Below are 13,852 nucleotides of genomic sequence, written 5' to 3'. Positions count from 1 at the left end.
GGATGGTTTTGGAGAGGCGGACGGGTTAGGCGATGACACAAGGCTTCAAATTCTCGGGAGGATAACAATGAACGAAGCGCCTCGCATCCGGCCGGAACGGAACGTCGAACTCGGCTCCAGCAACGAGCCGTTCCAGAACCTGCACGAATTCATCAAGAAGGCGCGCGCCAACCTCAACCAGAACGCCTGGGATTACATCGTCGGCGCCGCCGAGACCGAGACCACGATGCGCCGCAACCGCATGGCGCTGGACGAGATCGCCTTTCGCCCGCGCGTGCTGCGCGACGTGCATGAGGTCGACGGCTCCGTTGAGCAGTTCGGCCGCAAGATGCGCCTGCCGGTGGTGCTGGCCCCGGTCGGGGCGCTGGAAGTCTTCGACCCGCACGGCGCGGCAGCCGTCGCCCGCGCCGCCGGCGCCTTCGGTGCGGCACACATGCTGAGCTCGGTAACCGAACCCGGGCTGGAGAAAACCGCCGAAGCCGCCCCCGATGCGCTGCGCCTGTTCCAGCTCTATGTGCGCGGCGACGACGCCTTCGTCACCGATGTCGTCAGCCGCGCCGAGAAGAACGCCTACGCCGCCTTCTGCCTGACCGTGGACACCGCCCATTACAGCCGTCGCGAACGTGACATCGCCAAGCGCTATGTTCGCGAGAGCCGCCTGCGCGCCACCGGCGGCGACTACCAGAAGGGACTGGAGTGGCGGACCGTGAAGATGATCAAGGATAAGTTCAAGATCCCTCTGATCCTCAAGGGCATCGCCACCGCCGAGGATGCCTTGATCGCGCTCGATCACGGCGTCGAGTGGATCTACGTTTCCAACCATGGCGGCCGCCAGCTCGATCACGGCCGCGGCGCCATGCATGTGCTGCCTGAAATCGTCGACGCCGTGAAAGGCCGCGCCAAGATCATGGTCGATGGCGGCTTCTGCCGCGGCACCGACATCGTCAAGGCGATTGCGGCAGGCGCCGACCTCGTCGGCATCGGCCGGCTGCAATGCTGGGCGCTGGCGGCGGCCGGCGAAGCCGGCGTGACGCGAATGCTGGAGCTGCTGGAAGACGAAGTGCTGCGCTGCCTCGGACTCTTGGGCGCTACCTCGTTTGCCGAGGTTGGCAAGTCCTGCCTGCACCCGGCAACCGCGACCAACGCGCCGAGCGTGTTCAGCGCGTTCCCGCTGTTCGATCATGACCCGTACCGATATTGAGTGAAAGGACACAAGTGACCTCGCTCTCTCCCGGCAGCGCCGATGCGCTTCTGTTCGATCTCGGGCGCGTGGTGCTCGACATCGATTTCTCGAAGGCAATCGCCTGCTGGGCGGGACATGCCGGCTGCCGGCCCGAAGCCATCGTCGCGCGATATGTGCGCGACAGCGAAGCCTACCGGCTGCACGAGGTCGGCAAGATCAGCGACGAGGACTATTTCGCCTCGCTTCGCTCATCGCTCGGGATCGCGATTTCCGATGCGCAGTTCCTGGAGGGCTGGAACGCGATCTTCGCCGGCGAGATGCCTGACATCGCCGAGCTGTTGCCGCGTGCGGCCAAGCAGATGCCGGTCTACGCCTTCTCCAACACCAATCGGCCGCATGTCGACTACTTCTCGAAGGAATATGCCGGCCTGCTCGGCCATTTCCGCGAGCTCTACCTGTCGTCCAGCATCGGCCTGCGCAAGCCGGATGCGGAAGCCTTCGATCACGTGGTGGCGGCGATGGGCGTGCCGGCAAGCCGCATCGTCTTCTTCGACGACCTCGCAGAAAACATCGAAGGAGCCCGGGCGCGCGGATTGACCGCGGTGCATGTGACCTCGCCCCGTGACGTCGGCGATGCGCTGAAGAAGCTCGGGATTTGAACGGATCCGCCTCCTGGCGGACGCGGTTCCAGGAACCGGTTTTTGCCCAAAATGAGGAACCAAATCACTTTGTGCATTTTTGTACGGAGTTCCGGGAACGAAATCGGCCCTTCCGGACTCTTGAGTCCGTTGGGACTTCTGCATTGGACCGATCGACGTGCTGGGCAAATCCTACCTCACCAAGCAAGCCTCTCTGCTGCTCGAGTTCGCAAGAATCACTTCGGACTCCGACCTATCCGCCAAGCTGATCAGGAAGGCCGCCGACCTGAAATCCCAGGCCGACCCGCTGCCCGACAAGGACCAGGGTCCCAAAGCGCCGGACGTCAGTCCGGACGAACCGGCCAGGAGTTGACCGATGCTGGCCGTGGCGCTCGTTCTTCTCGTGCTTGCCATGGCCGTCCTTGTGCCGGTCTGCCTCGCCTTCCGGATCATGCCGCGGAGGATTTGACGTCCATCTTTCAGGACAGAGCGGACAACGCAGGCTGAATCATCCCGCACCTCCGCTGTTTTGCCTCTGCGCCCGCACTCGGCTAGAACTCTGGCCGCCGATTTGCCGAACGTGCGCAGCAGGAGTTTTCAGCCGTGGCCTTGATGCCGGTTTCTGACGCGCTTGCCGCGGTGCTCGCCGGCGCGGAGCCGCTGCCTGAGGAAACGATCCCCCTCGACCAAGCCTTCCATCGCGTGCTCGCGCGCGACGTCGCGGCGCGGCGCACGCAGCCGCCGGAGGCGATGTCGGCGATGGACGGCTATGCCGTGCGTGCGGCCGATGCGGCGACGATCGATTCCCAGCTGACGGTCATTGGCGAGGTTGCGGCCGGACGGCCATTTGCCGGGTCGGTCGGCGCCGGCGAAGCAGTCCGGATCTTCACCGGCGGCGTCGTTCCCGCCGGCGCAGACGCGGTCGTGATCCAGGAGGACACGGCCGCGGACGGCAAGCGCATCACGATCAAGGAAGCAGCGATTCCCGGACGGCATATCCGGCGCGCCGGGATCGACTTCGCCGAGGGCGACGTGCTGCTGCGCAAGGGAACCCGGCTCACCGAACGCGATCTCGCTCTCGCCGCCGGGATGAATCACCCGCATTTACCCGTCCAACGCCGTCCAAAGGTCGCGGTCCTCGCCACCGGCGACGAGCTGGTGATGCCGGGCGCAATGCCCGGCCCCGGTCAGATCGTCTACTCCAACGGCTATGCCCTGCACGCGCTCGCCCGCCAGGAGGGCGCCGATACCGTCGACCTCGGCGTGGCCGCCGATACGCTGGAGGCCACCGCCACCGGGATACGCCGGGCCCGCGAGAGCGGCGCCGACATCCTGGTCACGAGCGGCGGCGCCTCGGTCGGCGACCACGACCTGGTCCAGCAGGCGCTCAAGGCCGAGGGCATCGCGATGTCGTTCTGGAAGATCGCGATGCGGCCGGGCAAGCCGATGATGCACGGCCGGCTCGGCGCGATGCGCGTCATCGGCCTGCCCGGCAATCCCGTGTCGTCCTACGTCTGCGCTTTCCTGTTCATGGTGCCGTTGATTCGCGCGCTGTCGGGCCGCGCCGTGATTCACCATCGGCGCGAGCGCGCCGTGCTCGGCCGCGACCTCGGCGCAAACGATGTCCGCGAGGACTATCTGCGCGCACGGCTGGAGCGGCGCGACGACGGCACGCTGATCGCCCTTCCCGTCGATCACCAGGATTCTTCGCTGCTTGCGAATCTCGCTGCGGCACAGGCACTTCTCGTGCGCGCACCGTTCGCGCCGAAGGCCGAAGCCGGCTCGCCATGCGAGGTGCTGCCTCTGCCCGTCTGAGCGCCGTCACCACACGCGTTCCGCGAACTTTGTCGCGTTCACGGTAAATTAAGCAGTTGCGGAACATGTATCGAACATATAGTGTCCGTTCATGATTTGTTTCGAGCATGCAGCGGCTTATCGCTGAACTGAGCGTCTCGGAATCGAACGACATCAACCGGGGGATTTTGGTCGAGATGTTAACGCGCAAACAATACGAGCTCCTGCGGTTCATCAGCGAGCGACTGAAGGAAAGCGGCGTGCCGCCTTCCTTCGACGAGATGAAGGACGCGCTCGATCTGCGGTCGAAATCGGGCATCCATCGCCTGATCACCGCGCTCGAGGAGCGCGGCTTCATCCGCCGCCTGCCCAACCGCGCCCGCGCGATCGAGGTCATCAAGCTGCCCGAGCTTCAGGCGGCCGCCGGCAACCGTCGCGGCTTCACGCCGAGCGTCATCGAAGGCAATCTCGGCAAGGTGCGCACGACCTCCAGCCCGCCCGCCGACGAGGGTGAGCGTCCGGTCGCCGTGCCTGTCATGGGCCGTATCGCGGCCGGCACGCCCATCGAGGCGCTGCAGACCCGCAGCCACACCATCAGCGTGCCGCCTGACATGCTCGGCTCGGGCGAGCACTACGCGCTCGAAGTGCGCGGCGATTCGATGGTGGAAGCCGGCATCCTCGACGGCGACATGGCGCTGATCCAGCGCAACGAGAGCGCCGACACCGGCGACATCGTGGTGGCGCTGATCGACGACGAGGAAGCGACGCTGAAGCGCTTCCGCCGCCGCGGCGCCTCGATCGCGCTCGAGCCCGCCAACGCCGCCTATGAGGTCCGCATCCTGCCGCCCAACCGGGTGAAGATTCAGGGCAAGCTGATCGGCCTGTACCGGAAGTACTGAGCTGACCTCGCGATCGTTCGACACGCGTTGGAGCGGACGATTGTCCGCTCCGGCTGGATAGTCTTTCTGGTTCTGCACAGATTATCCGGCCACCTCTCCCGCGCTAGATCCTCGGCACGCCGCACGAAGCACTCATCGCTTCGCAGGCCTTGTGAGAAACCGAGGAGACAACCATGCGCAAGATCGTCTTGAGCATCGTCACGATGGCGCTGATCGCAACGTCAGTGTCACAGGCCGTCGCCGCACAGTCGCATCATGTCCGCAAGGCGACGCCGCCGACGACGAGCGAGCAATTCCGCAACGCACGCGGAGCCATTGCAGCGCCGTCGCAACCCGCCTGGCCGTATTCAGGCTGGTCGGCACCTGCTGGCCGCTGACGACGAAGCATGCCGAATGCACGGGAGCAGGCTTTGTTCCTCGTGCATCTGAAAAAGATATTGTGATGGCGGCCTGCGGACCCAAAGCCGCAGATTTGCCCACAACCAAGCAGACCGTTGTATGCTTCCACTCTGATAGAGGCCTGTGCCTCGACAGGAGGCGCGGGTCGCTATCTTCGAATGAGGAGCACCCCGATGTGTGACTACAGCCTGCACGCCGTCGCGACGCGTCCCGCCGAAGTCGGCGAGACGATCGTCACGACAACCTTCCGCGGCACCTCGACACGCGGCTTCGCCTCCGAAGCCGACATGTCGGTCGCGGTATGCCTGCTGCCGGGAACGGAGCTCGCCTTCGCCGACAATGTCCGCTACGACAATCGCTGGATCTGGACGCGCACCATCAACTCGCGCGTCGGCAAGTTCGGCAAGATCGATCCGCACATTCCGGATCGCCATCACGATGCGATCGAATTCCCCGACGGCAAATACGTGCTGGTGACTCAGCTCGTGGAAGGCCAGCGCGCAACCGTGCTGCAATTGCCGGTGACCCAGCCACTCGGCGAGCGCGAGCACAAGCCGCAGATCACCGCCGACAGGCCGACGATCACACGCCTGCCGATTGGCTGACCTAGCTGCCCCCCGGCTCGCGGGTCGGGGCCAAGATTGAAATCGCCATCGCCGGCCGCGGCCGGCGAGATGGTGAGGTTTGCATCTTCGAAAATACCTTCGCCGGCTCGCCCGCCGCTGTTCTCCGTCGCACGAAGTTTGCGCTGCCCTGCCTGAATTTTGAACGTCCGTTCTGCAGGCAAATGGCCGATGCTGCCAGGAGGCTTGAGGCAGCGGGCACGTTCGATGAAGACCTTCATTCGCGTCGTTGAACTCTGGGTGCCCGACCGGACGCGCATGCGGCTGGAATTCGGCGGCGGCCTCTACGGCGAAGGGTTGTCCGCGTTCAGGGCCGCAAGCGAAGATCTGCGCTTCGGTCGGGATGAGGGCCTTCCCGGCAAGGCCTGGGCTTCCGGCCATCCCGTCATCCTCACCAAATTCGCCAACTCCTATTTCAAGCGGACCGACCAGGCGCTCGCGGCGGGCCTGACCTGCGGCGTGGCGGTGCCGGTGTTCTCAGGCGAATTCCTGCAGGCCGTGATGGTGCTGTTCTGCGGCGACGACGAGGCGCATGTCGGCGCGATCGAGCTCTGGCACAATGACCCCGATACCTCCCACGAGATGGGACTGGTCGACGGTTACTATGGCACCGCCGACATGTTCGAGTTCAACTCCCGTCACACCAGGTTTCCGCGCGGCTTCGGCCTGCCCGGACGCACCTGGAAAGCCGGCCTGCCGCTGATCATCAAGGACCTGCACAACGCCAAGAGCTTTCTGCGCTGGGAAGACGCCGCCGAGGTCGGGATCAATCTCGGCGTCGGCGTGCCCTACCGGACCGGCACCGACCAGACCTGGGTGCTGACCTTCCTCTCCGCGCAGGCGACGCCAATTGCACGGCGCTTCGAGATCTGGGTGCCGAACGAGACCCGTTCTGCGCTGGTCTTCCGCGCCGGCGATTGCAGCGCCCAGACCGACCTTGCCGCGCTCTATGCGGACAAATCCATTGCCAGCAGTGACGGCAGCATCGGCGGCGCCTGGGCCACCGGGATGCCCGCGCTCAACGATGATCTCGCGCATGACAAATCGATCGCGGCCGCTGAGGCCCGCGCGTCCGGGCTGAGCCAGTTGGTGGCCCTGCCGGTGATCGGGAGCGCCGGGCTCGACGCCGTGCTGGCCTGGTACCTGTAGCCCGTCCGCTCAATCCTCAGCCTGCATATCGGCCTCGGACGGCGTCGCATCCCGGCTGCGGGAAGCCGGCGCCGGCGGCGCAAGGCTCGCGCCGTAATCACCCTCGCCGGCGGTTGCCGGTGCCCACGGGCGGTCTGCGCCTCCAGTCTTCACGGCCTGGACCGCAAAGCCGTCGCCTCGCCGCGTCAGCGCGAGCGCGCCCTGCGCGGCGAGACGCTGCCGATCCACCACCATCGCCGCGCAATCCGGCGCAGCGGGCCGGGCCGTCACCACCAGCGCGGCGCGGCTGCAATCGTCCGCGAGTGCATCGATGCGCAAAGCCAGCGCGACGAGGCGACCGTCGGCGAGCGGCGTCACGCAGCCGGCCTCGTCGCACGACACGCCGTCGGCCAGTGAGGCACTGCCCGCATCGCGCGGATCGGCGTCGGCAGCCAGCCACTCCTTCAGCAGAAAGCTGTCCTTGCTCGCCCGGATCATGTGGAGGTGCCCGTCCCTGCCCCGCACCGCGACGCTCGCGCCGTCCCCGGCGATCAGGACGTCCGGCGGCCGCGCCGACAGGCCCCAGAGGATCGCCGCCAGCAGCACCAGCCCGCCGGACCAGCGCAACGGCGTGCGCAAGAGGCCCATGACAATGATGCCGAGACTGGCCGCGATCAGCGGCGCGATGCCGAACGCCGGGATGCGCCCGACCGCGCCCGGCAGCGCCGCCACCCAGCGCGACACCGCGACCATCCAGTCGATGCCGAAGCCCATCAGCCACCAGAACACGCCATCGAGCCCGAAGGGAGCGGCCAGCAGGCCCAACAATCCGGCCGGCATCACCAGCGCCGAGACCACCGGCATCGCGCCGAGATTGGCGAGCACGCCATACGGCGTGACCCGGTGGAAGTGGAAGGCGGCATAGGGCGTGGTCGCAAGCCCCGCGATCAGCGAAGCAAGAAACAGCATCGCGATCTCGCGGCCGCCCCACAGCGCGATGCGCGCGGTCGCGGAATGGTCGGGCGAGGCAAACAGGTTCGGCATGCCGATCTGCACCAGCGCCACCAGCCCGAGCGTTGCCGCAAACGACATCTGGAAGCTCGGATGAACCAGCGCCTCCGGCGCGACCGCGAGCACGATGAGCGCGGCCACGGCCAGCGTGCGGAACGTGATGGCGCGGCGATCGACCATGACCGCGATCAGCACCACCGCGGTCATGAAGAACGAGCGTTGCGTCGCGACCTCCGCACCCGACAGCAGCAGATAGAACGCCGCGGCAACCAGCGCCGCGGCCGCCGACCATTTCTTGATGGGAAAGCCGACCGCCAGTCCCGGGATCAAGGCCAGCAGCGCGCGTACCGCGAAGAACACGACGCCGGCGACCACCGCCATGTGATAGCCCGAGATCGACAGCACATGGCCGAGCCCCGAGACGAACATCGCGTCATTGACGGGCGCAGTGATCGCATCACGCCGGCCGGTCAATAGCGCGGTCGCGATCGCGCGGTTGTCGCCTTCGAGCGTGGCACGAATGCGCGCATCGATCGCATCGCGCAGGCCCTGCATGAAGGCGGCATAGCGCAGCCGCAAGCCGCCGGCATCCGGCGGCACTGCAGCCGTGATCGCGCCCATTACGAAGCCGGAGGCACCGATGCCCTGGAAGAACATGTCGCGCGAGAAATCATAGCTGCCGGGGCGCACCGGCGAGATCGGCGGCATCAGCCGCGCCTTGAGCTGCACGAAGCTGCCGACCTCGGGCGCGGTCCCCTTGCGCACCGACAGGCGCACGCGCTCGAGCTTGACGTCGCTGCGCTGCGCCTCCATCGCGGTGACGCGCAGCACGAAGCGATCGGTGCGCTCGCGGATGTCGCGCGTCTCGACGAAGCCCGACAACGACACCGAATAGAGCGGTTTCGCCAGAACGGTGTGCGCGATGCGCGCCGTCTTCCAGGTCGCGATGGCAAAGCCGGCCGCGACCGCCGCAATCAGAAGCGCAGGCGCAAACAGCCGGCTTCGCCGCAACAGGACGGCGCCGAGCATCAGCGCGATAGCCGTCGCGGCGGTCACCCACAGCACCGGCTCGTGATCGGCCGCAAAGTAGAGCGCAATGCCGCTGCCGAGAGCGATGGGCACCCACGGCAACAGCCGCCCGGCGCCGGCCTCGGCGCTGGCCCATTGGCGCAGCGTCTCGACGAGCGCGGGCCAGGCACCAAAGCCTACCGGTGCAAAGCCGCCCGCCGACGCGGTGCGGCCCGCCGGCCAGGTTCCTGCGATCCCTTGCGAGACACGCTGCGGCCGGCCCGGCTCCGCCATTCCCTAGCAACCCCTGAGATACGCGACAGGCGCAGAGGCTACCGGAACGTGCAGGAGGCCGAATAGCGGTACAGACCAGGAACGAAGAGGGATGCGCCCTACTTTTCCTCTTCCATCGTCACGGCGACAGCCGCCTTGGCCGACAGGCGGACCTTGTTGCCTTCGACACCGGCGACGAGGCCCTTGTCGATGAAGTGATGATGGCCCTTGTGGCTGCCCTCGCCGCTGTCTTTCTTCGTCAGCTTGATGCGGTTGCCCTCGACGCGGTCGACCGTGCCGACATGGACGCCGTCGGCGCCGATGACTTCCATATGCTCTGCGATGTTCTGCATAGTGGGCTCCTGGTTGGACCCACACAACGCCTGAGAGGCTTTTCCGTTCGTTCGTGACAAAACTGCCCGGCACGATGGGCGCCCGTTCCATCTCAGGACGGATCAGCCTCGATTTAGATCGATTGAGCCGAAAGTCTCATAAGACGCCAGCCCCGGCGGGATTACACTGCTTCACCGCCTCCCCGGCAGACGGGCAGGTCGTGATAGCTCGCGGTACCGAAGTGACCGCTGGAGCTCTTCTCAGATGGCTCAGGCCTCCCTGAGATTAGGCGTTGCGGACGCAACTCGCAATTTTCGCCTGTGGCGACGCGCACCAAACGTACTCCGCGAGCGAATGGGCGCTGAAGAGCGCCAGGAGTAGCGTTTGAATTCGATAGGAGCAGCACATGGCAGTTCAAGTACCGAGCGATTTTCGTCGCGTGATTGTTGCTGCGTCGGTGGGAAACGTCATCGAATGGTATGATTTCTATATCTTTGGCAGCCTGGCCGCAGTTCTGTCGGTCAAGTTCTTCGAGCAGTCCCACCCGGTTGCAGCCCTCCTCAGCACGATTGCGCTGTTCACTGCGGGCTTCCTGATCCGCCCGCTGGGAGCCTTCCTCTTTGGATGGATGGGCGACAGGGTCGGACGAAAATATACGTTCCTCATCACGCTGAGCGGAATGGGACTGGGCACCGGGGCAATCGGGTTGATCCCGACCTACCAGTCCATCGGTCTGACGGCGGCGTTCCTTTTATTCGGCTTGCGCATGATCCAGGGTCTGTGTCTGGGCGGCGAATATGGCGGCGCCATCACCTATGTCGCAGAGCATGTTCCGGACGACAAGCGCGGCTACTACACCGGCTGGCTGCAGACCTCGCCAACTCTCGGCATCGTCGTGTCCCTGGCCGTGATCATCCTGACACGGACCTGGTTCGGCAATCAGGCCTTCGACGAATGGGCGTGGCGCGTTCCGTTCCTGGTGTCCTTCCTGCTGGTCGCCATCGCCATCTATATCCGTCTCCAGCTCCAGGAGACGCCGATCTTCCAGGAGATCAAGGCTCGCGGGCAGATGACCAGGAACCCCTGGAAGGAGGCCTTCCTGAGCTCGAACATCAAATACATCGGGATTGCCGTTGTGGTCCTGATCGGTCAGGGCGTGGTCTGGTACAGCGGTCAGTTCTGGGCGCTGTACTTCCTGCAGCAGGTCTCCAAGGTGGACGCGCTGACCTCCGCCTACATCGTGGGTACAGCGCTGCTGATTGCCACACCGAGCCTGATTTTCTTCGGTTGGCTGTCGGATCAGATCGGCCGCAAGCCGGTCATCCTGGGCGGCATGCTGCTCGCCGCGATCACGTACTATCCGCTGTATCTATGGCTGGGAGCGGTCACGCAGCCCGGCAACATCAACTATCCGACCGCGATCTTCATCATCTTCATCCTCGTTTGCTACGTCGGGATGGTGTACGGGCCGGTCGGTGCGTTCCTGGCGGAATTCTTTCCCGGCAGGATCAGGTACACGTCGGTGTCGGTGCCGTATCACATCGGCAACGGCTGGGGCGGCGGATTGGTGCCGTTCATCACGTCGGCGGCCTTCGCGGCGACCGGAAGCATAGGCTACGCGCTGATCTACCCGATTGCGGTCCCCGCGGTGTGCTTCCTGCTCGCGCTGTTCCTGATGCCGGAGACGCGCAAGATCAGCATCTGGCAACCGGTCGAGCCCAGAACCGCATCGTAACGTGATCGCCTCTCCTCCGGCCGCCAGACGATGGCGGTCGGAGAAGAGCCGGCAACCTTCTCGCCTCAGCCGGCGCGGTGAGGCCAGTGAGGCCAGTGATCGTGCCACCAGGCACTGAAGTTGCGATCGGTCATCAATTCCCAGACAGCGAGCAAGATCACCAATAGGCCGGACACGACGCTGCTGACCGTGGCGGATGCGGACTCGTAGCCGACGGACCAGGGAGCCGCCACCAGAGCCAGTCCCAGCAGCATTTCGCCCCATTCTTCTAGATCGGACGGGATGACAAAGGCTTCCACGGCAAACAGCATGACGCCTAGCCCGAGTGCGATGGTGATCCAGACCGCCGCCCCGGATAAGCCGAGGACAAAGGACGACAGGACCAGCCATATGCCCACCAACAGACTGGCAGCGTCTTGCCAATGTTGGATGCGCATGATGCTCACCTCCCTTCTGGTGTTCATATGGGGAGCGCACCGGTGATGAACCATCCGTCCGGCCTGCGTTGTGTTGCCGCGAGCGCCGGTCCAAGGCCGGTCCAGAGCCGGCGTCCAAGCCAGGCCGCCCATGCCCGGAGAGGGCCCTTGCGAGTGCGGCGCACCCGGATGCAGACTGTCGCCGCTTGACAGGTGTCAATGTCGACCGTTCCCGGTGCCGCGGAAGTTCGCGCCCGGAGCAGAGGGAGATGACGCCATGCGAGAAATGGAAATCCACGACTATGCGCGGCAGTTGCTGGAAGCCCATGGCCCCAAGGCCATTGCGGAAGCCGCTCAAAACGCCATCGACCTCGAGCAGAAGGGCGAGCTCGAATTGGCAAAAACCTGGCGGCACATCGAAGATGCGATGAAGATGATGCGCGGGCCACACCAAAGCTGACTGCCGGCGCGCGGAAAGCTTGCCTGACTGCGGCGACAACGCCGAACGTGGACCACAGTCCGTCGCGAGCCGCTAGGTTGCGGCCGAACGGCTACGCGATCTCGGGACGCTGACCTGGGAGCGAAGCCATGGTTGCGAAATGTACGACAGCCGAAGACCTCCTGAAGGCGATCACGGACGAGAAAGTCCAGATGATCGATTTGCGGTTCACCGACCTGCCAGGGGTGTGGCAACATTTTTCCGTCCCGCCGAGCGCGGTGAATGCCGATGCACTCAATGAGGGCATTGGATTCGATGGCTCATCGATCCGCGGCTTCCAGGAGATCCAGGAAAGCGACATGCTCGTCGTCCCGGATCCGACGACGGCCTTCGTCGACCCCTATAGTCCGGCCAAGACGCTGGTTCTCATCTGCAACATCCGCGACCCCGTGACCGGCCAATCCTATAGCCGGGATGCCCGCTACATCGCCCAGAAGGCCGAAACCTACCTTGGGGGTACCGGGCGTGCCGATACGAGCTATTTCGGCCCGGAGGCCGAGTTCTTCGTCTTCGACGAGGTCCGCTACGGCCAGGGCATCAACTTCGCCATGCACGCGATCGACTCCAGCGAAGGCAGCTGGAACACCAGCACGGATGAAGGACCGAATCTCGGTCACAAGCCGCGCCCGAAAGAGGGATACTTTCCCGTTCCTCCGACCGACAGCATGCAGGCGCTACGCACCGAAATGGTGATGACGATGGAATCTCTGGGGATCCAGATCGAAGCCCATCACCATGAGGTCGCGACCGGCGGCCAGAACGAGATCGACATGCGCTTCACCACGCTGACCCGCATGGCCGACAATTTGATGATCTACAAATACGTGGTCAAGAACACCGCGCATCAGCACGGCAAGACCGCGACATTCATGCCGAAGCCGCTGTTCGAGGACAACGCTTCGGGCATGCACGTTCACCAGTCGCTCTGGAAGGGCGAGACCAATCTGTTCTACGACAAGGGCGACTACGCCGAGCTGAGCCAGCTCGCGCGCTACTATATCGGCGGGCTTTTGAGCCACGCCTGGGCGTTGTGCGGGCTCTGCGCGCCCACCACGAACTCCTACCGGCGCCTGGTGCCGGGTTATGAAGCTCCGATCAACCTCGTCTACTCCCAGCGCAATCGCTCCGCCTGCTGCCGGATCCCGATGTATTCGCCGAATCCGCGCGCCAAGCGCGTCGAGTTTCGTTCACCCGATCCGTCCTGCAATCCCTACCTGGCCTTCGCCGCGATGCTGATGGCCGGTCTCGACGGTATCGACATGCGGATCGATCCTGGCAGCCCGATCGACAAGAATCTCTACGACCTCCCACCTGCGGAGGCGAAGGAGGTGAAGTCCACGCCGGGATCGCTGGATCAGGCGCTCGACGCGCTCGAGCGCGATCACGCCTTCCTGCTGCGCGGCGACGTCTTCACCGCCGACGTGATCGAAACCTGGCTCGACTACAAGCGCAAGAAGGAGGTCGACCCGATCCGGCTGCGACCGCATCCTTACGAGTTCCATTTGTATTACGACATCTAGCTAGATCAGCGGCGCCTTCGACGAGGCGTGGTGATTGACGATCTTCCAGTCACCGTCCTCGCGGATGATGACCCAGCTCATCTTGACGACGAGATCGTCCCGCTCGCCCGCAAGATCGAACGAGATGGTCGCGCCCATGTTGATCAGATCAGGGCCGGCCTGCGCTGCGTTCACCTCGGAGAACACCGCGCTCGGCTTGCGCCAGCGCGGCAGGCCGTTGAAATAATCGGCGACGCCGTCCCGGCCCCGATAGAGTTTTGGGTTGGAGCCGAAGAAGAACGCGTTTTTCGAATACAGCGACGACAGCGCCGCCGCGTCGAGCGTCGCGAAGCCGGCGCACCATTTCGCGATGATGACGGAAACGATGGCGTCGGCTTCGCTGCTCATGTCCGC

15 protein-coding genes are annotated in these 13,852 nt (G+C 64.8%); 11 read left to right on the top strand and 4 right to left on the bottom strand.

Going from position 1 to position 13,852, the window contains the following annotated elements; genetic code table 11:
- The first annotated feature begins 67 nt into the window (after positions 1-67).
- From XH79_RS05720 to XH79_RS05685, 8 genes are all read left to right on the top strand, one after another.
- Positions 68-1,201, top strand: coding sequence for an alpha-hydroxy acid oxidase (locus XH79_RS05720; RefSeq protein WP_212336063.1), 1,134 nt, complete (start codon positions 68-70; stop codon positions 1,199-1,201).
- Positions 1,202-1,215: 14 nt separating this feature from the next.
- Entirely contained in the window at positions 1,216-1,842 is a 627-nt protein-coding gene (locus XH79_RS05715) for an HAD family hydrolase (RefSeq protein ID WP_271581009.1), read from the top strand.
- 157 nt (positions 1,843-1,999) lie between these two features.
- On the top strand, positions 2,000-2,194 hold the full coding sequence (locus XH79_RS05710) for a hypothetical protein (RefSeq protein ID WP_271581008.1): 195 nt from the start codon (positions 2,000-2,002) through the stop codon (positions 2,192-2,194).
- Positions 2,195-2,424: 230 nt separating this feature from the next.
- Positions 2,425-3,636 carry a molybdopterin molybdotransferase MoeA gene (locus XH79_RS05705; protein ID WP_271581007.1) on the top strand — a complete coding sequence of 404 codons (1,212 nt, stop codon included), beginning with the start codon at positions 2,425-2,427 and terminating at the stop codon, positions 3,634-3,636.
- Positions 3,637-3,812: 176 nt separating this feature from the next.
- A complete protein-coding gene (gene lexA / locus XH79_RS05700; protein WP_027559402.1) occupies positions 3,813-4,514 on the top strand; it encodes a transcriptional repressor LexA in 702 nt (233 codons plus the stop codon).
- Between the two features lie 173 nt (positions 4,515-4,687).
- Positions 4,688-4,891, top strand: coding sequence for a hypothetical protein (locus XH79_RS05695; RefSeq protein ID WP_271581006.1), 204 nt, complete (start codon positions 4,688-4,690; stop codon positions 4,889-4,891).
- A gap of 195 nt (positions 4,892-5,086) precedes the next feature.
- Positions 5,087-5,518, top strand: a complete 432-nt coding sequence (locus XH79_RS05690; RefSeq protein ID WP_183238978.1) for a hypothetical protein — start codon at positions 5,087-5,089, stop codon at positions 5,516-5,518.
- 225 nt (positions 5,519-5,743) lie between these two features.
- Positions 5,744-6,685 (top strand): GAF domain-containing protein, encoded by a 942-nt coding sequence (locus XH79_RS05685; protein WP_271581005.1) that lies wholly within the window; start codon positions 5,744-5,746, stop codon positions 6,683-6,685.
- A 9-nt stretch (positions 6,686-6,694) separates the two neighbouring features.
- Here XH79_RS05685 and XH79_RS05680 read toward each other — a convergent pair whose 3' ends face one another.
- Positions 6,695-8,977 (bottom strand): ComEC/Rec2 family competence protein, encoded by a 2,283-nt coding sequence (locus tag XH79_RS05680; RefSeq protein ID WP_271581004.1) that lies wholly within the window; start codon positions 8,975-8,977, stop codon positions 6,695-6,697.
- Positions 8,978-9,075: 98 nt separating this feature from the next.
- The gene (locus XH79_RS05675) at positions 9,076-9,309 is read right to left on the bottom strand and encodes a DUF2171 domain-containing protein (RefSeq protein ID WP_212336056.1); all 234 of its coding nucleotides are present in this window, start codon (positions 9,307-9,309) and stop codon (positions 9,076-9,078) included.
- 386 nt (positions 9,310-9,695) lie between these two features.
- On the opposite strand from XH79_RS05675, the gene XH79_RS05670 reads away from it, so the two are divergent.
- On the top strand, positions 9,696-11,024 hold the full coding sequence (locus XH79_RS05670) for an MFS transporter (RefSeq protein WP_212336055.1): 1,329 nt from the start codon (positions 9,696-9,698) through the stop codon (positions 11,022-11,024).
- Positions 11,025-11,089: 65 nt separating this feature from the next.
- Here XH79_RS05670 and XH79_RS05665 read toward each other — a convergent pair whose 3' ends face one another.
- Positions 11,090-11,461, bottom strand: a complete 372-nt coding sequence (locus tag XH79_RS05665; protein WP_212336054.1) for an SPW repeat protein — start codon at positions 11,459-11,461, stop codon at positions 11,090-11,092.
- A 256-nt stretch (positions 11,462-11,717) separates the two neighbouring features.
- Here XH79_RS05665 and XH79_RS05660 point away from each other — a divergent pair, with 256 nt between their 5' ends.
- The gene (locus tag XH79_RS05660) at positions 11,718-11,900 is read left to right on the top strand and encodes a hypothetical protein (RefSeq protein ID WP_026311880.1); all 183 of its coding nucleotides are present in this window, start codon (positions 11,718-11,720) and stop codon (positions 11,898-11,900) included.
- A gap of 128 nt (positions 11,901-12,028) precedes the next feature.
- Positions 12,029-13,459: a type I glutamate--ammonia ligase gene (gene glnA, locus XH79_RS05655; protein ID WP_212336053.1), complete on the top strand. Its 1,431-nt coding sequence runs from the start codon at positions 12,029-12,031 to the stop codon at positions 13,457-13,459.
- On the opposite strand, the gene XH79_RS05650 is transcribed toward glnA, so the two are convergent.
- Positions 13,460-13,846, bottom strand: coding sequence for a nuclear transport factor 2 family protein (locus tag XH79_RS05650; protein WP_271581003.1), 387 nt, complete (start codon positions 13,844-13,846; stop codon positions 13,460-13,462).
- Between the last annotated feature and the right edge of the window lie 6 nt (positions 13,847-13,852).

The organism is Bradyrhizobium sp. CCBAU 45389, assembly GCF_028128625.1.
Lineage (GTDB): Bacteria > Pseudomonadota > Alphaproteobacteria > Rhizobiales > Xanthobacteraceae > Bradyrhizobium > Bradyrhizobium liaoningense_B.
Note: the sequence above shows the minus strand (reverse complement) of the source record. Positions and strands in the feature narration are given on the sequence as shown.